This window comes from Hymenobacter terrenus (genome assembly GCF_000972495.1).
Lineage (GTDB): Bacteria > Bacteroidota > Bacteroidia > Cytophagales > Hymenobacteraceae > Hymenobacter > Hymenobacter terrenus.
Genome location: NZ_LATM01000011.1, coordinates 1 through 21,208 on the forward strand (window position 1 = coordinate 1; position 21,208 = coordinate 21,208).

The following is a 21,208-nucleotide window of genomic DNA, read 5'->3' on the forward strand; positions in this document are numbered from 1 at the left end:
CCCCCCATTCTGGCCTTGGCGCCCCCCATTCTGGCCTTGGCGCCCTCGAACCGGACCACACCGGAACTGTGGGCTACTTTCGCGCCTTCAATTCTTCCTTCTTCCATTTCCGCATCCGGCTCTTGCAGCTGCTACCTGATATGCCTACCATCTTTCACAACTTAGCTGACGCGGCCGACTACCTGGCCGAAGCGCCCGGCTTCATGGAAAGCTTCGGCTACTATAGCGCCACGACCAAGCCCTGGTTCTACTCCTTCAACTCGCGCCTGGCCGGCAGCGCGGCCCGCCCCAAGGCCTTCCGCACCTGGGACGACTGGCACGGCTTCAAGATGAACCAGAAGCTTTACCTCTGCTCGCAGGCGGGCCTGAAGTCGAATGCCATCGGCGAGAATTCCGATACCCTCGACCAGCTACGGGAGCAGTGGGCGGCCTGGCCCCGGGACTACTACGTCATCAACTGGGCCACCACCACGGCCCACGGCTCAACCTGTAACATCTTCTTGGGCGAGTGCCTGACGCTGTGCGGCTACGAAAACCAGGCCCAGCACGCGGGCAAGTACCTCTCGGCCTCCAGCTACTGGCACAACCATAATCGAGGCCTGGTTGATGAGGTTGGCAAGCGCGCTGGCAATGTTAAACGCGGGATGATTATGGGAGTGAACTACGGTGGGGGCACCTTTCACTTGGAGGTTATCACCAGCACTCTGATTGGCCATGATATTTTTGGCTTCAGCGTTGGCACCCCTTTTACCTGGCGTTCACGCGGAGGGGGGCGTAGCGGCGGACAGGACGGCGTAGAAAAATCGGGTGGCCCAGAGCGCACCCTGACTGACTCCAGGGTAAAATTGTTCCGATTAAGTCACTAACATCAACTGTTGTTATGAAAAACATCGGAAAGATATTATTGGTCCTTATAATCACCTTGTGCGCTTACTGGCTGTATAACGCACTCTGTCATTGGACGTGGGAAAACATCGGGGCCAGCTATGCAATGGGTGACTTATGGGAAGTGAGTCTTTTCTATGGGTTTCTTTACCTACTGTGCTTTACTAGGGTGATAGTGTTTGGAAATTCAACTCCGAGAAGAGTCGCCTATGGTTCGCTCATTGCGCTCATCGGAGGCTTGCTACCCCTATTCTCAGCAGGTATCTGGGAGTATATGCACACGAATATTCCTTACAGGCAAATAATGGCTTTAGAGCAAGGCTCTTACCCTGCTCTTCTGCTCACGCATGGCATGACCTTACTGGTAGTAAACATGCTCTTCCTGCTTCGCAGATATTTCGCTTCCCGCCCCCATGCTGTATCCGCCTAAGCGTGCCAGCAGTGTTAAATGGGCTACCGCTATAATGCTTCAACGTATCATCTAGAAGTAATTACCAGCGGGGCCGTGGGCGAAGAAAAATGGTTCGGCTTTGCCGAAGAAGACAAGAAAACGACCTTCAAATCGCGTGGTGGCGGACGGGGTGAGGGCGGCGATGGGATCGAAAAACGAGGAGGTGTCGCCCGTACTCTTAGCGAGCCGGGCTTGAAATTGTTCCGCTTGTCTCACTAGCCATAAACGGTATGCGAATGGTTTTACGCACGCTGGCCAGTTTAGTCGTTGCTTTTCTGGGCCTGCATGTATTCGAATTGCTGCTGGACCAGTTAACCAACTATGATTGGCTGGGATACAGCTACCGGGCGGACGAGTTGAGGGATGTACATTCCTTCTATGCCTTCAGCTACGGGCTAGTCTTTGCCCTAACCTGGTTCCTGCGCTGGCCGACCACGCCCCGGCGACGGGCGGCAGCCAGTGCCATCACCTTGCTGGGTGGGGTGCTGCCGCTGCTCAGCGTGTGCCTGGGCTACTACCTGCACACCGGCTGGCGGTTTCCCGCCCTGTTTGAGCACGGCCGACGCTTGCTCGCCGACGTTTTCTACTTGGAGAAATGGGCGCTGCTTTCACTGCTCGTCACGCACGGGGTGCTGCTACTGCTGCTCAACGGGCTGTTTTACTTCCGCCGCCCTCTGCCGCCGTCGCTCGCTTCCCGCCCAGTGTCTACCTAGCGACCCACGGCTCAACCTGCAACACCTTCCTGGGCGAATGCCGGACGCTATTGGGCCAGCTGCTTTAGCAGCCAGCCCACCACGTCTTCATCTACCTGCTCGCGGCACTCATTGAGGCCGTGGCGGCAGTTGGGGTAGAGGCGCAGCTCTTTGGGCTCGTGGGCACGGGCGTAGATACTACGGGAACAGGCGTCGGACAGCACTTCATCGGCCGACCCGTGCACCAGCAGCAAGGGGCGCGGGCTCACCTGCGCGGCGAGGTCGGTGCCGTAGGTTTGGCTGCTCATGGCCACCACGGCCGTCACGGTCTGGCTGAGGGCGCCGGCCGAAATCACCACCGCTCCCCCGAATGAGTGCCCTACCAGAGCCACGGCCCCATAGCCGCGCTGCTGCACCAGGTATTCGGCCCCCACCAAGGTGTCCATCACGCAATCCTCTAAATAGTTGGGCTTGCGGTAGTATAGCCGGAGCGAGGCAATGCCTTGCGCTGCCAGCCGCCCGGCCAGCCGCGGGTACATGCCCCAGGCCGGGCCATCGAGGCCGCCCCCGCTCCCCCTACCCAAACCACGGCCGGCGCGCCTGCTGGGGCCGGGTGTAGCCGCGCCGCAATGCCGCCCTCGTTGGTGTTCAGGGTCAGTTCTTCCACGCCCTCAACGGTCTGGTGCGAGGTGACGGACTCCAGAATGAATTCGAGCTTTTGTTTGCGCGCCATGACCACCTTTTCAGAACTACCGGGATGTTGGCTGTACTCAAGGAGGCCGATTTGGTCATGGCCGGGCCCGGTACGCCAATGCAGAAATAGCACTGAGTTGCGGCGGCTTGTAAAGCCCAATTCTAAACCAGCAGCTCGGCGCACTGCCGGGCAATTTCCAGCTCTTCGTTGGTGGGCACCACCAGCACTTTCACAGCCATCTCGGGGGCGTTGATTTCGCGCAGCTGCGAGCCGCGTTCTTGGTTGCGTGCTTCATCGAGGCCGATGCCCAGGAAGGTGAGATTTTCGCAGGCGAGGCGGCGCACGGCGGCATCGTTCTCGCCCACACCGGCCGTGAACACAACGGCATCGAGCCCACCCAGCGCGGCGGCGTAGGCCCCAATGTATTTCTTGATGCGGTAGGCGTAGAGTTGCAGCGCCAGCGTAGCGGTGGCATCGCCGGCCGCGGCGGCCTGGTTCACGTCGCGCATGTCGCTGAAGCCGGTCAGGCCGAGCATACCGCTTTGCTTGTTGAGCAGGGTGTTGGCTTGCTCGACGGAGTAACCGAGCTGGTTAACGAGGTGGAAGATGACGGACGGGTCGAGGTCGCCGGAGCGGGTGCCCATCACCAGGCCGCTGAGCGGGCCGAAGCCCATGCTGGTATCGAGGCAGCGGCCGTTGCGCACCGCGGCCATGCTGCACCCGTTGCCGAGGTGTACCGTAATGAGGCTAACATCGGGCGAGCCGAGGTAGGCGGCAGCTTGCTCGGCCACGTACTTGTGGCTGGTGCCGTGGAAGCCGTACACCCGAATGCCGTGTTCGGTGTAGAGGCTCGCCGGCAGCGCATAGCGAAACGCGTACTCCGGCAGCGTTTGGTGGAAAGCCGTGTCGAACACGGCCACTTGCCGCGCCCGCGGAAATATCTGCTCCGCCACCTCAATACCGAGGAAGTTGGCCGGATTGTGCAGCGGCGCCAACGAAAACAGCCGCTTGATTTCGGCCTTCACCGCTTCGGTGATGATGGTGGTGGCGGCAAAGGTTTCGCCGCCGTGCACCACGCGGTGGCCCACGGCCTCAATCTCGACCGGGTCCCGAATCACGCCCGTGTCGGCATCGGTCAGCAGCTCCAGTACCGCCTCCAGGCCAGCGCGGTGGTCCGGCAGCCGCTCCGGCGCCCGCTCAATCACCTGCTCCTCCCCGCCCCTGAACACTTTATGCCTGATACGCGGCTGCTCCAGCCCAATGCGCTCCACCAAGCCGCTGCACAACGGCTGCTCGGCCGGCCAGCGAAAGAGTTGGTATTTAATAGAGCTACTACCGGAATTGAGGACGAAGATGTTCAATGTTTTGAATTAAATATAAATTAAATCAGCTCTGCTGACTTTGAATGGCGGTAATGACTACCGTATTAAAAATATCATCTACCGTGCAGCCACGGCTGAGGTCATTCACCGGCTTGTTCAGGCCTTGCAATACGGGGCCAATGGCCAGCGCGCCGGTTTCGCGCTGCACGGCTTTATAGGTGTTGTTGCCAGTGTTCAGGTCAGGGAAGATGAGGACGCTGGCCTGGCCGGCCACTTCCGAATCGGGTAGCTTCTGGCGGCCCACCAGCGGGTCCACGGCGGCGTCGTACTGAATGGGACCGTCCACTTTCAGGTCGGGGCGCTTCTGGCGCACCAGCTCGGTGGCCTGGCGCACCTTCTCCACGTCGGCCCCCGCGCCGGAAGTGCCCGACGAATACGACAGCATGGCCACTCGCGGCTCGATGCCAAACGCCTGGCTGCTTTCGGCCGATGAAATGGCGATTTCGGCCAGTTGCTCGGCCGTGGGATTGGGGTTCACGGCGCAGTCGCCGAACACGGCCACCCGGTCGGGCAGGCACATGAAAAACACCGACGACACCACCGACACGCCCGGCTTGGTTTTGATGAACTGCAACGCCGGCCGGATGGTGTGCTGCGTGGTGTGCACCGCCCCCGACACCATGCCGTCGGCGTGGCCCTTATACACCATCATCGAGCCGAAATACGATACGTCGCGCAGCAGGTCGCGAGCCATGTCCTGGTTCACGCCCTTGTCCTTGCGCAGCTCGTAAAACGTCTCCACGTAATCGGCATAATACTCCGATTTCACCGGGTCGATGATGCGCAAGTGGCCGGCGGGCAGGCTCAAACCCAGCCGCTTGGCCGAAGCCGTCACTTCGCTGGGGTCGCCGAGAATGGTCAGGTCCACGATGTCCTGGTGGAGCAGCTGCGCGGCGGCCCGCAGAATACGGTCGTCGTTGCCCTCGGGCAGCACGATGTGGCGCCGAGAACGTTTGGCCCATTGCAGCAGCCGGTACTGAAACATGTGCGGCGTGATGCCTTCGGAGTGGAAGCTGACCAGTTTTTCTTCCAGTACCCGCACGTCCACGTATCGCTCGAAGGTGCTGATGGCTAGTTGAATCTTCTTCGGGTTGTCGGGCGTAATCCGCGACTTGATAGCACCCACGCGGGTCGCCGTTTCGAAGGTGCCCGTGGACACGCCCAGGATGGGCACCACGTTGGGCAGGCCTTCGAGCAGGCGGCGGATGGGCTCATCGGGCTCAGCCCCGGCCGTGAGCACGATGCCCGCCACCCGCGGGTAGCTGGCCGACAAATTGGCCTGCAATGCGCACACGATGATGTCGCCCCGGTCAGCGGGCGTCACAATCACCACGTTCTCCTTGAGGTAATTGAGAAAATTGGGCACCTGCATGGCTCCGATGACGTAGTTGTCGACCTGATTGCCCAACCCGGCTTCGCCAAACAGCAGCCGGCCGCCCAGCCCGGCGTGAATTTCGCGCATGGTGGGGTGCAGCAGCGTGGGGTCTTCGGGAATGACAGCCAGCAGCACGTCGGCCGGAAGCTGGTTGCGCAGCAGCTCGCGCACGTCGTCGGCCTGCGCGGGCGCCACGCGGTTGGCCACCGCCAGCAGCACCGGCACCTCACGCGCCTCAAAGTTGCGCAGCAGCGTCAGCACCGCGCTGATAACCTGCGCCGTGCTCTTGCCCTCGCCCGATACTACCAGCACTACCGGCACGCCCAGGTTTTTGGCCATCGACACGTTGGCATCGAATTCAAACACGGTGCCAGGCCCGAGGAAGTCGCTGCCTTCCACCACCGTAAAGTCGTAGTTATCCTCCCACTGCTTGAACTTGCGGATAACAGTATCAATCAGCTCGCCCTGGGCATCGGCCTCGAGCAGCCGCAGGGCCTCCGGGCGGGTGTAGGCGTGGGTGGGCGCATCAGCCAGCGGCAGCTTGAAGTAGCTCACCACCGTCTCGATGTGCGGGTCGGGCTGCTGCGCGGGGTCGTAGTCGATAATGGGCTTGAAGTAGCCCACCTTCCGGGCCTGGCCCAGCAGCATATTTACCAGTCCCAGCGCAACGAGGGACTTGCCACTGTAGGGCTCGGCGGCAACAATGAAAACGGCTTTCGTCATGAACTGATTAACGTAGCAGTTGGGGCTGGCGTTGGCCGGACGGGTGCTAGTGCACCACCAACCTGGCATATGTATAGGTGCTGCCCGGGTTTTTGCCAGTCCACATTACCTTGCTCAACAACAAGGCAGTGGCCGAGGCCCAGCAAACTCGGTACGGCTCCCAGGTTTTGGGCTCCAGCTTCCAGATTTGTCTCAAACCGCTCTTTTGAAGCTCCAGCAGTTCAATCACATTGGCCTGGCCTCCGCCGTACTCAATACCTTGAGAGCTAGCCACAATATAACGCATATCAGGCGAGAAAATAGGCTCACCGCACAGAGTAATCTGGCGGCCTGCTTCGTCAATCATCAAATACTCTGAGGTTTCATAGTAACTAAGCTTAAGCAGGTGGCAATGGAACTCCGGCAGAAAGCCCAGATAGTCGTGAATTAAGGTTTCTTCCTCTCCAATTCCCTTTTGCAGCGCCACCTCGTCCACGATGACATCCTTAAAAACCTTAGGACCTTTAGTTGTGGGAATCGTGATGCGTCCGTTGGCCTTTTTAAGGGGAAAGGTGCGCTGCGGCTGGGCCGCTCTACATGCCTTCTTTGCCTCCATATAAGCTGTCTTCATCAGCGGGCTACTCGTGACGCGCCCAGGCGCTGGATCGGCGACCGAGGTTTCAAAAAGCAGCGCCAGCAGCAGCAGCAAAGTGAGTTTCATAAAAATACTTGGGGAGTAAATGCTCTCACAAGGTACTGCCGCTCCCATCTTTGCAACCATGCCCAATACTGCCGCTCCCCTGCCCTACCTCGTCTTCGACTTCGACTCCACCTTCACTCAGGTTGAAGGCCTCGACGAGCTAGCCGACATTGCTCTGCAAGGCCTCCCCAATCAAGCCGCCGTAGTAGCTCAAATCCGCGCCCTTACTGACCAAGGCATGGCTGGCGAAATTGGGTTTCAGGAATCCTTAGCCAAGCGCCTGGCTCTACTCGGGGCCAACGAGAAGCATTTGGCGTCGCTGGTGGCCCGCCTCAAAACCAGGGTGAGCGAAAGCATCCGGCGCAACGGCAACTTCTTCCGGCAATTTGCCGACCGGATTTACGTGGTGAGCAGCGGCTTCCGCGAATTCATCGAACCGGTAGTAGCCGATTTCGGTATTACGGCCGACCACGTACTAGCCAACACGTTCACGTTTGACGAAGAAGGCCGCATCACCGGCTGCGACCCCGGCAACGTGCTCAGCCGCGACGGCGGCAAAATCCGCCAGCTCGTGCTGCTCGATTTGGACGGCCCCGTCTACGTATTCGGCGACGGCTACACCGACTACCAAATCCGCGAGGCCGGCCTGGCCCACCGCTTCTATGCCTACACTGAAAATGTGGCCCGCCCTACCGTGGTGGCCCGCGCCGACGAAGTGCTCCCCACCTTCGACGAGTTTTTGTACCAACTAAAACTTCCCATGACTCTTTCGTACCCCAAAAACCGCATAAAAGTCCTCCTCCTCGAAAACCCCGATATCCGCGCCAAAGAACTGTTTAGTGAAGAAGGCTACCAGGTAGAAACTGTGCCCGGCGGCCTCGACGAGGACGAGCTCATCCAGCGCATTGAGGGCGTAAGCATCCTCGGTATCCGGTCCAAAACTCAGGTTACCAAGCGCGTACTTGACGCCGCCAACCGGCTGATTTCTATTGGCGCTTTCTGCATCGGCACGAACCAGATTGACCTCAATGAGGCCATGAAAAAAGGTGTGGCCGTGTTCAATGCGCCCTTTTCCAACACTCGCTCGGTGGTGGAGCTGGCTTTGGGCGAAATCATTGTGCTGGCACGCCGCATTCCTGAAAAGAACCCCAAGATGCACGCAGGCAAGTGGGACAAATCAGCCAAAGGTTCCTTTGAGATTCGCGGTAAAACCCTGGGCATCGTGGGATACGGGAACATCGGCTCGCAACTATCGGTGGTGGCCGAGGCCGTGGGCATGAAAGTGGTGTACTTCGATGTGGCCGAAAAGCTGCAACTCGGCAACGCCGTGAAGTGCCGCACGCTGGACGAACTACTCGCCCAAGCCGATGTGGTGACCCTGCACATCGACGGCCGGCGGGAAAACGAAAACTTCATTGGCGAGAAGGAATTTGCTCAAATGAAGCCCGGCGCCCTTTTCCTCAACAACGCCCGCGGCCACGTGGTGGACGTGCCCGCCCTGGCTGCCGCCCTACGCTCAGGCCACCTCGGCGGGGCAGCCATCGACGTGTTTCCTTACGAGCCCAAAACCAATAACGAGAGCTTCGAGAACGAACTGCGCGGCCTGCCCAACGTGCTGCTCACGCCCCATATCGGCGGCAGCACGGCCGAGGCCCAGCGCAACATCGCCGAGTTCGTGCCCGAGCGCATCATGCAGTACATCAACACTGGCAACACCCAGCAGTCGGTCAATTTCCCCAATATCCAGCTGCCGTCGCAACAGGCCCACCGCCTCATCCACATCCACGCCAACGTACCCGGCGTACTGGCCAAAATCAACAACGTGCTGGCCGCCCACCACGTCAATATCCTCGGCCAGTACCTGAAAACCAACGAGCACATCGGCTACGTCATTACCGACATCAACCGTGAATACGACCAGGATGTAATTCAGGCCCTACGTGCAGTGGAGCACACCATCAAGTTCCGGGTGCTGTACTAAGCTTTTATGACGTTCTGGCGGCAGTCTTCAGGCAACGCAGTTGTCGTGATTGCCCGCCCGGAGGACGGGGGCAGTCTCCAGACTGCCGTAGCACAAGCAATGCATTCCCGCGCAAACTGGTTATGCACTAATACGGCAGTCTGGAGACTGCCCCCGTTCTTGTGGCTGGCAGTCACGGCAACTGCGTTGCCTGAAGACTGCCGCCAGGTCGTTTGTCATTTTCAGCAGAAACCACACAAATTATGGGTTACCAAATCCGCGACCAGCAGGCTCTGTACTTCCTCACCTTTACCGTCGTGGGCTGGATTGACATCTTCACTCGGCCTCGGTACAAAGACATTGTCATCGACAGCCTGCGCTATTGCCAGCAGAAGAAAGGCCTGGAGTTATTCGCCTATTGCCTGATGACTAACCACCTGCACCTCATCGCCCGCGCTGCTGATGGATATGAACTGTCGAACATCGTGCGGGATTTCAAAAAATTTACTGCCACTGAGCTGTTCAAGGAAATTACCAACTCGCCCACCGAAAGCCGCCGCGGCTGGCTGCAATGGCTCCTGAAACAGGAGGGCGAACGCAACCCGAGTAATCTGAACTTTCAGCTGTGGCAGCAGCGGAGCCATGGCGTGGAGCTGCGCACCCAGGAGATGGTCCAACAACGGCTGGCCTACACCCATGCAAATCCGGTGCGAGCGGGTATTTGCTATCGGGACGAAGATTATCTGTACTCCTCGGCTTCGTTTTATGCGGGGTTGGAAGCGGTGTTGCCAGTGTCGCTGCTGTTTTAGGCAGGTCTGTTTACGGCAGTCTGGAGACTGCATTCGTTTTTGTGGCTGGCAGTCGCGGCAACTGCGTTGCCTTGAGACTGCCGCCAGTAGCTATAGGACGAAAGCATTACAGCCGCTCGCGCACCTGCCGCAGCACCCGCTCCACTTCGTTGCGCATCGGGTAGCTGTCGACCACGTGGTTATTGTTCATAAAGCTGAATGCCACCAAACGGCCGCTTTTGGTGCGCAGGTAGCCGCACATGTTGAGGTTGTTGCTGAGGGTGCCGGTTTTGCCCCACACCCAGGGACCGGCGGCGTCGTGGTAGCGCTTACGCAGGGTGCCCTGGCCCCCACCGGCCGCCAGCAGGCTCAGCAGGCGCCGCTCGGGCACTTCCTGGTGCAGCTTGAGCAGCAGGGCCGTGAGCGTGCGTGGCGTGATAAGGTTGAGGCGGGAAAGCCCCGAGCCATCGGCCCAGAAAATGGGGTCGGGCAGGCCGGTGAGGAAGTTTTTGCGGGTGTAGCGGATGACGCGACCGGTGCTGAGCGAATCGTGGTTACCGATTTTGGTGGAGCACATCAGCAGCAGCTGCTCGGCCAGGAAATTATCGCTCACGCGCAGCATGCGGCGGTAGAGCGAGTCCACGCGCAGGCCGTGCAGCGTGCGGATGGAATCGAGGCCGGGGCGGGGACGCCACACGGCGCCGGTGGTGGCCCGGCGCAGGGTATCGCCCAGCAGCCGCAGCATCAGCCCGCTGCTGGTGCGAAAGGGCGTTTCATCAACCCATTTTTTGTGGGCCGGTAGCACGTAGAAGCGGTTTTCGAGCGGGGCACGCAGCACGTGCACGTCCTTGTCGAGGCCGGGCGTGAGCAGATTGGGCGTGGCCGGGCTCACCAACGGCGCGAAGAAGCGCGGAAATACCCGCACCCGCGGCATGACGGGCAGCGCCGGGCGCACGGCCGCCACCCCACCGGCCCGCGCTGGCAGCGGCGCGGAGGCATAAAAACGCACCGTGTGCCCGTATATCGGGAATGCTCCGCGCTCGGGCTGGAAGTAGTAGCCGTAGTCGTCCCAGGTCCAGCTCGGGCCGAAAGCGGGCACGCAGTTGATGGCACAGTAGGCCAAGCTTTTCTCCGGCCGGTTCAGCAGGAAGTTGTAGGCGCGGCGGCTGGGCACGTCGCCGTGCAACAGCGTAGGGTCGCCGGTGCCCTGGAAAAACAGCGTGTCGTTGCGGCTAAAGTAGCGCAGGCTGGGCAGGGAGTCGCCGAGGATGTGCAGACCGGCGTAGAAGCTGAACAGCTTCATGGTGCTGGCCGGGGTGAAATACTTGCTTTCCTGATAGCCAAACAGGTCTTCGCCGGTGGCGGCATCGGCGATGCTCAGCCCCACCTGGTGCTGGCGCAGGATGGCCGAGCTATCGAGCAGCCCTTGCAGCCAGGGCAGGCGCTGGGCGGTGGGCGGCGCGGCAGCCACGGGCGGCTTTTCGGGGGCCTGGGCGCAGGCCGACAGTTGGGTAGCCCCCAAGGTGAGCAACAACAGAAAGTAGAGAGGACGTAGCATCGGCCGCAACTTACGCAGCAAACGGGGCTGGGGTAGCTGAAGCAACCGCAAAAACCTCATCCATTGGTGTATTTTCTATTTTCGAGTAGCTACTCCGTAGTTTCGCGGTATGCTAAAACGCCTGCACCTCCGCAATTTCACCGTTTTTGAAGACGCCGACTTTGAGTTCGGACCGGGATTGAATGTGCTTGTAGGGACGAATGGCACCGGCAAGAGCCATGCGTTGAAGGTGGGGTATTCTATGCTTCATGGATTGTTAGATGCCTTTGAACAAATTCGCAAACCTTCAAATGCCAAGGTGGAACTGCTAAGCAAACGTGAGTTGCTTTTATGGAGCATAGAGGATAAAATTAAAAGTGTTTTTCAGCCAGTACCCCTTGTTTCAAGTGATCTAATTAGACATGGTGTAGATGCAAATGAGTCTAAAGTATCTGTAGAGGTGAACCATATCAATGAGCAAGTACAAATTTCAACTTCACTTACTTCAATATTTTTAAAAGGACCGACTGATGCTGAGACAACTGAATTTGAAAAAATAACCAATTTTGTATTCCCTGTATTAATTCCTGCCAAAGAGGTGCTAACGATGGGATGGTTGCCATCTATATACAGCCGTTATGTTATTCCTATTGATCAAACCTACCCCGACCTCCTACGCCTACTAATGGGCCCGCCCCTACGGCAGCCCGAACCGGCCCACATCGTAGCGCAGCTCCAGAAACTCATCGGCGGCAAAGTGGAAGAAGAAGGCGGCCATTTCTACCTCTCCTCTCCTAATCAGCCGCGCATGGAAATGAACCTCGTGGCCGAGGGTTTCCGCAAATTCGCTACGCTCTACAAGCTGCTTGTCAACGGCACGCTCACGCCCGAAACCACCCTGTTCTGGGACGAGCCCGAGGCCAATCTCAACCCGGCGCTGCTGAAGGAAATGGCCGCGGTGCTCACCGGGCTGGCCAAGGCAGGCTTCCAGATTATTCTGGCTACGCACAGCCTTTTTTTGCTGAAAGAGCTACACATTCTGGCGCAGCGGGAGAAGCAACCGGTGCGCTACTTCGCGCTGTATGCGGGGGAAGACGGGGCCACGCAGGTAGAGACGAAAGACGATTTTATCCAGCTCGAACACGTAGCAGCACTGGATGCTGAGCTGACCCAGACGTTCGATTTTGAAGCCGCTTTAGACGACGAACATGCCGGTGATTCCTGAGGGTAGTCTCGTCTTCAACTTTCCAGATGCCGATGACTGGCACGCGTTCAAATACGACGAGAAGGACCCGGCAAAACCCAGCTTTTACCGCGAGCGCATCGAGAAAATCAAGAGCATGAAAGGCGTGGATATCGTGGCCGGTATCCGCCCCGATTTTTACGACCTCATCCTGATTGAAATCAAGGATTTTAGGAACGATGCCCCTGGTTTGCGCGAAAAGATTCGTACGAAGGAAATTCCACTTGAAATCCTGCAAAAAACGCTCAACACTTGGGCAGCCCTTAGTCTGGGGGCTCGTAACGAGGATGCTTTGCTGGCACCCGACTTACGGGCCGCTATCCGCCGATCACCCGAACGGCTGAAGCTGGTGTTTTTTCTAGCGCAAACTCGCATTCAGCAGTCGCCACAGGAGCGCGACACGCAGCAGAAGATGCAGAACCGTCGCGTCCAGCGGCAAGACCTGCTGAAGAAGATGCGGGAAAAGCTAAAGCCCCTGGGCATTCAGTGCGATTTGGCCGATTTCGACGACCTACCCCCGCGTTGCGGCTGGGTGGTGACGGACCAATTAGTAGACTGATGCTATGGCGCACCTTGAAACATATTCGGCTTGCAAATGAGAATATGTTTCATACCTTGAAACATATTCTCATTTGCAAGCCGAATATGTTTCACCCCTAGCCCGTTCCATAATGGCCCGCCCCTCCAATTTTCCCGACTCGCGCCTGGCCGTCCTGCGGCAATACCTGGGCTTACCGCAGCAGGAACTGGCCGACTTTCTGGGCATCAGCCGCGGCATGCTGGCCAACCTCGAAGCCAACCGGCGCTCTATGAGCCAGGCCGTGTACGAGCGCGCGGCGCCGCTACTGGCCCTAGTGCCCGAAGGCGCGTTGCTGGTCGTGCTGGCCGCGCCGGTGCCGCCCCCTACCCTGCCCACCGCGCCGGCCCCCGGCCCGCTGGAAGCCCGCCGCGACTATTGCGTGTGGCGGGCCGCCAACCTGCGCTACGAGCTGCGCGCCCTCAACGGGCGGGCCAACGTGGGCCTGCGTTGGCAGCAGGCCCTACCCGCGCTGCTGGCCGCCATGCCGCCAGCCGCCCCGGACGCCCCCGACCTGCCGGCCCCCGATGCCAGCCTGGCCACGCGCGCCGCCTGGGTCCGCTTCACCTACCCTCGGCATCTAGTCCAGCAGTGGGCCACCGCCTTCACCCCCGACGATGCCGCCCGCCACCACCTGCTGCGCCTCCAAGCCGAAGCCTTCGAAACCGAAGCCGCCGCCCTGGCCACGTTGCTGAAGAACTAAGCCGCCAGGAAAAAGCCCGTCATGCTGAGCGGAGTCGAAGCATCTCTCCCGCGCAAGTATTGAGTTTACTGCTATGGGAGAAATGCTTCGACTCCGCTCAGCATGACGTTCTGGTTGGCGAAATTTGACGTTTTTTTTTTTTAAAGAGCCCCTTACCGCCAGCATGACGGGCTGGTTGGTGACGGTCTTTTCTAAAGAGACGCTTACCGCTCGATGTGCTTGATTTTGGCCTCGTCGAGGTCCAGTTGGGCTTCCTGTTGGCGCAGCACTTCTTCCTCGAAGGTGTCGTGGTGGCGCAGGTGGGCCAGAGCCTCGCGCTGCACGCGCAGCACGTCGAGCAGCACCAGGTGGTACTGGCGCAGGGCCTCGCGGCCCGACTCATCGGCTTCGAGGGCATTCAGGGTGCGGGTGGTGAGGTTCAGCTCGGTTTGCATGCGCTGTTGCAGGCGGGCAATGAGTTCATTGCCTTCGGTCTCGGCAGGATATTGGTTTTTGAGATGGTCCACGGCGGCCTGGCGCAGGTGCAGGCGCACCCCGGCTTCCTGCTCTTCGGGCGGAAGCCGGTCGTCGGGGTCGGCCAGCCGGGCGAAGCGGATGATGGCCGGCAGCGTGAGGCCCTGCACCACCAGCGTGACCAAAATGACCACGAAGGTGATGAACAGCATCAGGTTGCGCTGCGGGAATTGCAGGCCGTCGGCCGTCGTCAGGGGCACCGACAGCGCGGCGGCCAACGATACTACCCCCCGCATGCCAGCCCAGCCCAGCACCAGCGGGCCCTGCCAGCCGGGACTGGCCTCGCTGGTGCGAATGCGTTGGCTGAAAAAGCGTGGAATAAAGGCGGCCGGGTACATCCACAGCAGCCGGATGACAATCACGAGCACGCTCATCAGCAGGCCGTAGGCAATGGCTTCGTGCAGGGAATACTCGCCCAGCCCCTCCACCGCGATGGGCAGCTGCAAGCCAATGAGAATGAACACCAGCCCGTTGAGCACGAAGCTCACGCTCGACCACACGCTGCCAGCCTGCAGGCGCGTATTGGCATCGAACACCCGGTGCGAGAGGCGCGAAAGCAGCAGCCCGCCGCTCACCACCGCAAGCACGCCCGAAAAATGAAATTCTTCGGCCATCAAATACATCACGTAGGGCGCCATGAAGGTGAGCACCGTGTTGATGCTGGGCGTGGTAGGCAGGTATTTATGAATCAAATAAAAGCCGTAGGCCACGCCTATTCCTATCGCCAGCCCCATGCCGCTCACCAGTAAAAAACTGCCCACCGCCTCGTGCCACACAAACGTGCCCGACACCACGGCCGCCAGCGCAAACCGAAATACAATCAGGCTGCTGGCGTCGTTAATCAGGCTTTCGCCTTCCAGAATGGCCGTCACCCGCCGCGGCACCTTGATGCCGCGCAGCACTGAAGTGGCCGCCACCGCATCGGGCGGCGAGATGATGCCACCCAGCAAGAACCCCAGCGCCAGCGTGAACCCCGGAATAATGGCCTGCGCCACCACCGCCACGATGACCGACGTGAAGGCCACCAGCCCAAACGCGAGCAGCGCAATGGGCCGCCGCCAGCGCCAGAAGTCGTGCCAAGACGTGTACCACGCCGCCTCATAAAGCAGCGGCGGCAGGAAAATCAGAAATATCAGGTCGGGGGCAATGGCAATGTGCGGCAAGCCCGGCACGAAACTCAGCACCAGCCCGCCCAACACCAGAAAAATAGGGTAAGAAATCCCCAGCTTCTGCCCCAGCATCACCAACAAAAAGACGGCGAAGAGCAGACCGATAATGAGCAAAAGGGTTGAGTGCAGCATAAGTAAGCGCAGCGGAAGAAAGCTCCAAAGAAACGTCATGCCGAGCATAGCGAAGCATCTGGCGTGAGCTGGCAATCCCGACGCAAGAAAAAATATAGTGGCGGCACACGAGATGCTTCGCTGCGCTCTGCATGATGGTTTTATCAGACGAAAAGCCTGCAAGCAGCTACCCCGCGACGCAGATTTTTTCCTATTCCAAATCCGGAAGCCGTACTTTTGACCCCCGTCATGCCCGAACGCCAAACCCCCACCCCCTCCGCGTCGGCTGCGAAATTCATTTTCGTTACCGGCGGCGTCACTTCTTCATTAGGCAAAGGAATTATTTCCGCCTCTCTCGCCAAGCTGCTGCAAGCTCGCGGCTTCCGAGTCACCATCCAGAAGTTCGACCCCTACATCAACATCGACCCCGGTACGCTCAACCCGTACGAGCACGGCGAGTGCTACGTGACCGACGACGGCGCCGAAACTGACCTCGACCTCGGCCACTACGAGCGGTTCCTGAACACACCCACCTCGCAGGCCAACAACGTCACCACCGGTCGCATCTACGACCACGTCATCCGGCGCGAGCGCGAAGGCGCGTTCCTCGGCAAAACGGTGCAGGTGGTACCCCACATCACCGACGAAATCAAGCGGCGCATGCTGCTGCTGGGCCAAAACGGCCAGTTCGATGTGGTCATCACCGAAATCGGCGGTTGCATCGGCGACATCGAGAGCCTGCCCTTCGTGGAGGCCGTGCGCCAGCTCCGCTGGGAGCTGGCCGATTCGGATTCGCTGGTTATTCACCTCACGCTCCTACCCTACCTGAAGGCGGCCGGCGAGCTGAAAACCAAGCCTACGCAGCACTCCGTGCGCGACCTGCGCGAGGCCGGCCTGCAGCCCGACATCCTGGTGTGCCGCTCCGAGCACCCGATTCCGATGGAGATGCGCCGCAAAATCGCGCTGTTCTGCAACGTCAAAATCAACTCCGTTATCGAGTCGCTCGACGCCGACAGCATCTATTCGGTACCGCTGCTCATGCGTAAGGAGGGCCTGGATGAGCGGGTTATCAAGCGTCTGAAAATGACTGGCGGCGCCCAGCAACCCGATTTGGAAGCCTGGAAAGACTTCCTCGGCAAGCTCAAAAATCCCACCGAGGAAGTGACCGTGGCCCTCGTGGGCAAGTACGTGGAGCTACCCGACGCCTACAAATCCATCAACGAGGCCTTTGTGCACGCCGGCGCGCAGAACGAGTGCAAAGTCACCGTCCGCAGCATTCAGTCCGACCACATCACCCCCGACAACATTGCCGGCCTGCTCCACGGCTGCGATGGCGTACTCGTAGCCCCTGGCTTCGGCGAGCGCGGCTTCGAGGGCAAGATTGCCGCTGTGCGCTACGTGCGGGAAAACAATATCCCCTTCTTCGGCATCTGCCTGGGCATGCAGGTAGCGGTGGTAGAGTTTGCCCGCCACGTGCTGGGCCTGCAAAACGCCAACTCCACCGAAATGGACGCGCTGACGCCCAACCCCGTCATCGCCATGATGGAGGAACAAAAAAACATCACGCAAAAGGGCGGCACCATGCGCCTCGGCGCCTACGCCTGCGACTTGCGCCGCGGCTCCCGCGCCGCTAAGGCCTACGGCCGCAACCACATCAGTGAGCGCCACCGTCACCGCTACGAGTTCAATAACCAGTACCTGGCCCAGTTTGAAGAAGCCGGCCTGCAAATGACTGGCACTAACCCCGAAACCGGCCTCGTGGAAGTAATCGAGTTGCCAAGCCACCCCTGGTTCGTGGCCGGCCAGTTCCACCCCGAACTGAAAAGCACCGTGGAGCAGCCACACCCGCTGTTTACCCGCTTCGTGCGCGCCGCCATCCAGCACCGCAAAGCATAAGCTAAATGTGGTGCGGAGCCTTCGCTCCGCGAGTACGCGCCGCACAGGTAATTGTGGCATCAAGGCAGGCAGGCAGAAACGCGCAGCAAAGGCTGCGCGCCACTGTGCGCCTAGCCCACTATCCGCGCCGTACCTTTGCCCTTTCGCAACCTCATTACGTAATGGATAAAAATCAAGCAACCGGCCTGTTCCTCATCTCGGCCTTGCTCCTCGTGTACCTGTTCTTCTTCAGCCCGAAGAATCCTGACGAAAAAGCGCCCGGCAAAACCCCGGCCGCTACCACTGCCGCCGGAAGCACCGCCGCCACTCCCGCGGCAGTTCCGGCCATCGCCCCGGAAGCCGCCCTCGACACCACGGCGGGCGTTGTGCAGGACCTCACCTTGACGAACGCCAACCTCACCGTCACTTTCTCGACCCGCGGGGGCCGCGTGACCGCCGTGCGCCTGAATAAGTATAAGACGTTTTTCGGCCAGCCACTCGATTTGTTCGATGCCAAAAGCGCCCGCCTCGACACCCGCTTCCGCACCGTGGACGGCAAAACCATCAAGTTTTCGGACCTGGTTTTCCAGTCGGCTACCTCGCAGGCGGCCGATGGCGCAGCGGTGCTCACCTTCACGGCGCCGGTGGCCGGTGGCAGCATCGTGCAGGCTTATACCCTGCCAGCCAACAGCTTTGAGCTGAAGTACGACCTGCGCCTGAATGGCCTGGAGCGCACCTTGGCCCAGGAGCCACTCACGTTCACCTTCGTGGACCAGGTGCGTCAGACCGAGCAGGACCTCAAGCAAAACCGCAACCACACCACTATCAACCACTACCTCGCGGCCGGCGACCAGGGCTCGCTGAACGAAACCAGCGAAACCCCCGAAGAATATAAAGCCACGGGCCCGGTAAAATGGGCCGCTCACAAGCACGACTTCTTCGTGGCCGGCCTCATTGCCGACCAGCAGCCCTTCAGCGGCGGCGCGTTCAATTCGAATGTGAACCTCGCTGACTCATCGACTATCAAAACCTTGAGTACCACCCTCACCCTGCCGGTGAGCGAGGTGGTGCAGGGCCGCGGCCAGTACCGCTTCTTCTTCGGCCCTAACTCTTTCAACCTGCTGAAAGATGTGGCGCCCGAGTTCGACCGCAACGTGTATCTGGGCTGGGGCCTGTTCCGCTGGGTCAACCGCTTCGTGGTGCTGCCGGTGTTCCACTTCCTGGAGCAGTTCATCAGTTCTTACGGCCTGATTATCGCGCTGTTGGTGCTACTAATTAAGCTCGTAACGTGGCCGCTCACCTACAAAACCTACGAGAGCCAGGCCCGCATGAAAGTGCTGAAGCCAGAAATTGACCAGCTCAAGGAAAAGTACGGCGACGACCAGACCAAGGTGCAGCAGGAAACGATGAAGCTCTACTCCACCTTTGGGGTGAGCCCCCTAAGTGGCTGCGTGCCCACGCTGCTCACCCTGCCCATTCTGTTCGCCATGTTTCAGTTCTTCCCTAACGCTATCGAGCTGCGCCAGCAAAGCTTTCTGTGGGCCAAGGACTTGAGCAGCTACGATGTATTCGTGAAGCTGCCTTTCTACGTGAAATGGTACGGCGACCACGTTTCCATGTTCACGCTGATGATGACGGCCTCTACCCTGCTCATGACCTGGCAAAGCAACCAGACCAATACAGCCATGCAGGGCCCGATGAAGACCTACAGTTACCTGATGCCCATCATCTTCCTGTTCGTGCTGAACAGCTTCGCTGCCGGCCTCACCTGGTACTACTTCGTGTCAAACGTCATCACTTTCGCCCAGCAAGCCATTACTAAGTCCTTCGTCGACGATACTAAAATCCGTGCCCAGCTCGAAGCCAACAAAATCAAAAACAAGGACAAGAAGCCCGGTGGCCTGCAAGGCCGCATTGCCGAAGCCATGAAAGCAGCGCAGGAGCGCGAAGCGCAGGCCCGGCGCAAATCGTAGTCGCAAGTTTAGCATATAGGAGAAGCCCATTATGCTTCGGCTCCGCTCAGCATGACGGGCTTTAGCTTAGCATTAACTTCCTTTTCTCAAATACCCTAAGCCGGCAGAATGAAACCCTAGGCATGGTTTTCGTTCTGCCGGCTCTTTGTTCACCTACTTTCGGGACCTCACCTTCACTGCTTCATCCGCCGCCTACTATGCGCTATTTCACTGCTCTGCTACTTCTTTTCGCCTTGGGGCTCACCTTCCCGGCTTGCGCTCAAAAGACCACGCCCCAGCAAACGAAGACTAAGAAAAGCCCTAAAAAGACAGCTACGCCTCAGGGTGATACTAAGACTGAAGTGGGCCCCGTGCTCACCTTTGAGCGCACGCCCTGCTTTGGCACCTGCCCGGCTTACACGATGAAGGTATTTGCCGACGGCCGCGTAGCCTACGAAGGCCGCCACGCCGTGCCCGTGATGGGCCAAAAGGAGCTTAAGCTCCCTGCTACTACTGTGGCCGACATGTTGCGCCAGACCCAGGAGGCTCATTTCGACCAATTCCAGGACCGATACTCGCATGGTGCTACCGACTTACCCAGCACCGTGGTGGGTGTCCGGCAAGCCAATGGTCAATTGAAAACCGTGGTGGTGGAAGACGGCGCGCCCGATGAACTTGTAGTCCTCATTAGCTATCTGCGCAACCAATTCGACCCTCTAGTCGGTCTCTCTACCACTCCAGACCGCTAATCCATAGTAACTTTATCCCTGAAGCAGCCTCTTTTCTACCCGCTATGACCGCAGCTCACCGCCTCGACTACATCAACATCAGTCTAATGCTACTTTCATTCAGCATAGCTATGTTTTTGCCCTTCGAATTATTCTTGTTTTCGTACGCTGTGTTGGGCCCCGCTCATTATCTCACCGAAATTTCCTGGCTGCATCAGCGACGATACTTCACCCATGGCCCCCGCGACTACCTGGCGCTGGTAGCACTGGCCGTGGTGGCGGCGTTATTCTTCCTGAGCTATACCACTGAGCTACTGGTTCCAGTTCGCCCTTCGTCGCCCCTGCCCTACAATACGGTTGTATATCTGGCTTTTGCTGGGGCACTCATCATGGTGGTGGTAAAGAGCATGTTTTATCGTTTTGTGAGCGTGACTTTACTCATACTCTGCGCCACGTTTTCGCGGAGCTACATCCTGTTCTTCTCGTTTTTTCTACCCACCCTCATTCACGTCTATCTGTTCACGGGCTGCTTCATTTTGTATGGCGCGTTAAAGTCGAAGCACCGCACAGGCTTAGTTTCGCTGGTCGTTTTTGTACTCTGCCCCGTGCTGTTTCTGCTCTTACGCCCCGTGGGTGGGCCTGCTACCGCCTACGCGAGCACCGCTTATAAGATGTTTGAGGGCATCAATTCAGTTATTATTAGCTGGTTTCAGGACGGCCAGCCGGGAGGAGACTCCCTGCACAGCTTGGTTTACGCCTCTCCCACCGGCCTAATGGTGATGCGCTTCATTGCCTTCGCCTACACCTATCACTACCTTAATTGGTTTTCCAAAACCAGCATCATTCAGTGGCACCAAATGCCCAAGGCTCGTTTGGCCATGCTTGCGCTAATTTGGGCGGCTTCCGTCGGCATCTACTGGATTGACTATCAACTGGGAATGAAGTGGCTCTTTTTTCTGAGTCTGGCCCATGTCTTCCTGGAGTTTCCGCTCAATCACCGCACCATCCTGAATATCGGCAAGGAATTGCGTGGGATGCTATTCGGCCGTAAGCAGTTGGCATCATCTCAGAGCGTGTAAAAGCCTTTGGGTCGGTGCAGTGTGGTGCTGGCGCGAGCATTCGACAAACCCGAAATGCTAACTTATCTGCTGAATCGCGGCGGTGTGAGCTA

19 protein-coding genes are annotated in these 21,208 nt (G+C 59.0%); 12 read left to right on the top strand and 7 right to left on the bottom strand.

The annotated features are described in order from the left end of the window. The 3 genes from WX88_RS14495 to WX88_RS14510 form a co-directional block, all read left to right on the top strand. Window positions 1-866: hypothetical protein (locus tag WX88_RS14495; RefSeq protein ID WP_046245122.1), on the top strand; the 866-nt coding region annotated here is incomplete at its 5' end. Between the two features lie 467 nt (window positions 867-1,333). Beyond that, a complete protein-coding gene (locus tag WX88_RS30070) occupies window positions 1,334-1,555 on the top strand; it encodes a hypothetical protein (protein ID WP_156176144.1) in 222 nt (73 codons plus the stop codon). Between the two features lie 11 nt (window positions 1,556-1,566). Next, window positions 1,567-2,049 (top strand): hypothetical protein, encoded by a 483-nt coding sequence (locus WX88_RS14510; protein ID WP_156176145.1) that lies wholly within the window; start codon window positions 1,567-1,569, stop codon window positions 2,047-2,049. Window positions 2,050-2,096: 47 nt separating this feature from the next. Here WX88_RS14510 and WX88_RS30850 read toward each other — a convergent pair whose 3' ends face one another. The 5 genes from WX88_RS30850 to WX88_RS14530 all read right to left on the bottom strand — a co-directional run bounded on the left by WX88_RS30850 (window position 2,097) and on the right by WX88_RS14530 (window position 6,902). Further along, window positions 2,097-2,567: an alpha/beta hydrolase gene (locus tag WX88_RS30850; protein WP_231590710.1), complete on the bottom strand. Its 471-nt coding sequence runs from the start codon at window positions 2,565-2,567 to the stop codon at window positions 2,097-2,099. Then, window positions 2,486-2,761 carry a hypothetical protein gene (locus tag WX88_RS30855; protein ID WP_197076797.1) on the bottom strand — a complete coding sequence of 92 codons (276 nt, stop codon included), beginning with the start codon at window positions 2,759-2,761 and terminating at the stop codon, window positions 2,486-2,488. Before WX88_RS30855 ends, WX88_RS30850 begins: the two co-directional genes overlap by 82 nt. Before the next feature lie 122 nt (window positions 2,762-2,883). Then, window positions 2,884-4,083, bottom strand: coding sequence for an acetate/propionate family kinase (locus WX88_RS14520; RefSeq protein ID WP_046245126.1), 1,200 nt, complete (start codon window positions 4,081-4,083; stop codon window positions 2,884-2,886). A gap of 25 nt (window positions 4,084-4,108) precedes the next feature. Beyond that, complete coding sequence (gene pta / locus WX88_RS14525) at window positions 4,109-6,202, bottom strand: phosphate acetyltransferase (RefSeq protein WP_046245127.1); 2,094 nt, start codon at window positions 6,200-6,202, stop codon at window positions 4,109-4,111. A 46-nt stretch (window positions 6,203-6,248) separates the two neighbouring features. Further along, a complete protein-coding gene (locus WX88_RS14530) occupies window positions 6,249-6,902 on the bottom strand; it encodes a hypothetical protein (RefSeq protein WP_046245128.1) in 654 nt (217 codons plus the stop codon). A 58-nt stretch (window positions 6,903-6,960) separates the two neighbouring features. Between WX88_RS14530 and serA the strand changes: the two genes are divergently transcribed. Continuing rightward, entirely contained in the window at window positions 6,961-8,862 is a 1,902-nt protein-coding gene (gene serA / locus WX88_RS14535; RefSeq protein ID WP_046245129.1) for a phosphoglycerate dehydrogenase, read from the top strand. Window positions 8,863-9,104: 242 nt separating this feature from the next. Further along, a complete protein-coding gene (locus WX88_RS14540; protein WP_046245130.1) occupies window positions 9,105-9,650 on the top strand; it encodes an REP-associated tyrosine transposase in 546 nt (181 codons plus the stop codon). Between the two features lie 106 nt (window positions 9,651-9,756). On the opposite strand, the gene WX88_RS14545 is transcribed toward WX88_RS14540, so the two are convergent. Next, complete coding sequence (locus tag WX88_RS14545; protein WP_197076798.1) at window positions 9,757-11,187, bottom strand: D-alanyl-D-alanine carboxypeptidase/D-alanyl-D-alanine-endopeptidase; 1,431 nt, start codon at window positions 11,185-11,187, stop codon at window positions 9,757-9,759. Window positions 11,188-11,296: 109 nt separating this feature from the next. Between WX88_RS14545 and WX88_RS28805 the strand changes: the two genes are divergently transcribed. The 3 genes from WX88_RS28805 (at window position 11,297) to WX88_RS14560 (ending at window position 13,689) form a co-directional block, all read left to right on the top strand. Then, on the top strand, window positions 11,297-12,391 hold the full coding sequence (locus WX88_RS28805) for an AAA family ATPase (protein WP_072053019.1): 1,095 nt from the start codon (window positions 11,297-11,299) through the stop codon (window positions 12,389-12,391). Beyond that, a complete protein-coding gene (locus WX88_RS14555) occupies window positions 12,375-12,968 on the top strand; it encodes a hypothetical protein (RefSeq protein WP_046245132.1) in 594 nt (197 codons plus the stop codon). Before WX88_RS28805 ends, WX88_RS14555 begins: the two co-directional genes overlap by 17 nt. Window positions 12,969-13,080: 112 nt before the next feature. Then, complete coding sequence (locus WX88_RS14560) at window positions 13,081-13,689, top strand: helix-turn-helix domain-containing protein (protein WP_046245133.1); 609 nt, start codon at window positions 13,081-13,083, stop codon at window positions 13,687-13,689. Window positions 13,690-13,892: 203 nt separating this feature from the next. On the opposite strand, the gene WX88_RS14565 is transcribed toward WX88_RS14560, so the two are convergent. Next, the gene (locus WX88_RS14565) at window positions 13,893-15,503 is read right to left on the bottom strand and encodes a Na+/H+ antiporter (RefSeq protein WP_082116039.1); all 1,611 of its coding nucleotides are present in this window, start codon (window positions 15,501-15,503) and stop codon (window positions 13,893-13,895) included. Window positions 15,504-15,731: 228 nt separating this feature from the next. Between WX88_RS14565 and WX88_RS14570 the strand changes: the two genes are divergently transcribed. The 4 genes from WX88_RS14570 to WX88_RS14585 all read left to right on the top strand — a co-directional run bounded on the left by WX88_RS14570 (window position 15,732) and on the right by WX88_RS14585 (window position 21,116). After that, window positions 15,732-17,378, top strand: a complete 1,647-nt coding sequence (locus WX88_RS14570; RefSeq protein ID WP_046245134.1) for a CTP synthase — start codon at window positions 15,732-15,734, stop codon at window positions 17,376-17,378. Window positions 17,379-17,539: 161 nt separating this feature from the next. Further along, window positions 17,540-19,330, top strand: a complete 1,791-nt coding sequence (gene yidC / locus WX88_RS14575) for a membrane protein insertase YidC (RefSeq protein ID WP_046245135.1) — start codon at window positions 17,540-17,542, stop codon at window positions 19,328-19,330. A gap of 197 nt (window positions 19,331-19,527) precedes the next feature. After that, entirely contained in the window at window positions 19,528-20,058 is a 531-nt protein-coding gene (locus tag WX88_RS14580) for a DUF6438 domain-containing protein (RefSeq protein WP_046245136.1), read from the top strand. A 44-nt stretch (window positions 20,059-20,102) separates the two neighbouring features. Continuing rightward, window positions 20,103-21,116 carry a hypothetical protein gene (locus WX88_RS14585; RefSeq protein WP_046245137.1) on the top strand — a complete coding sequence of 338 codons (1,014 nt, stop codon included), beginning with the start codon at window positions 20,103-20,105 and terminating at the stop codon, window positions 21,114-21,116. The last annotated feature ends 92 nt before the right edge of the window (window positions 21,117-21,208 follow it).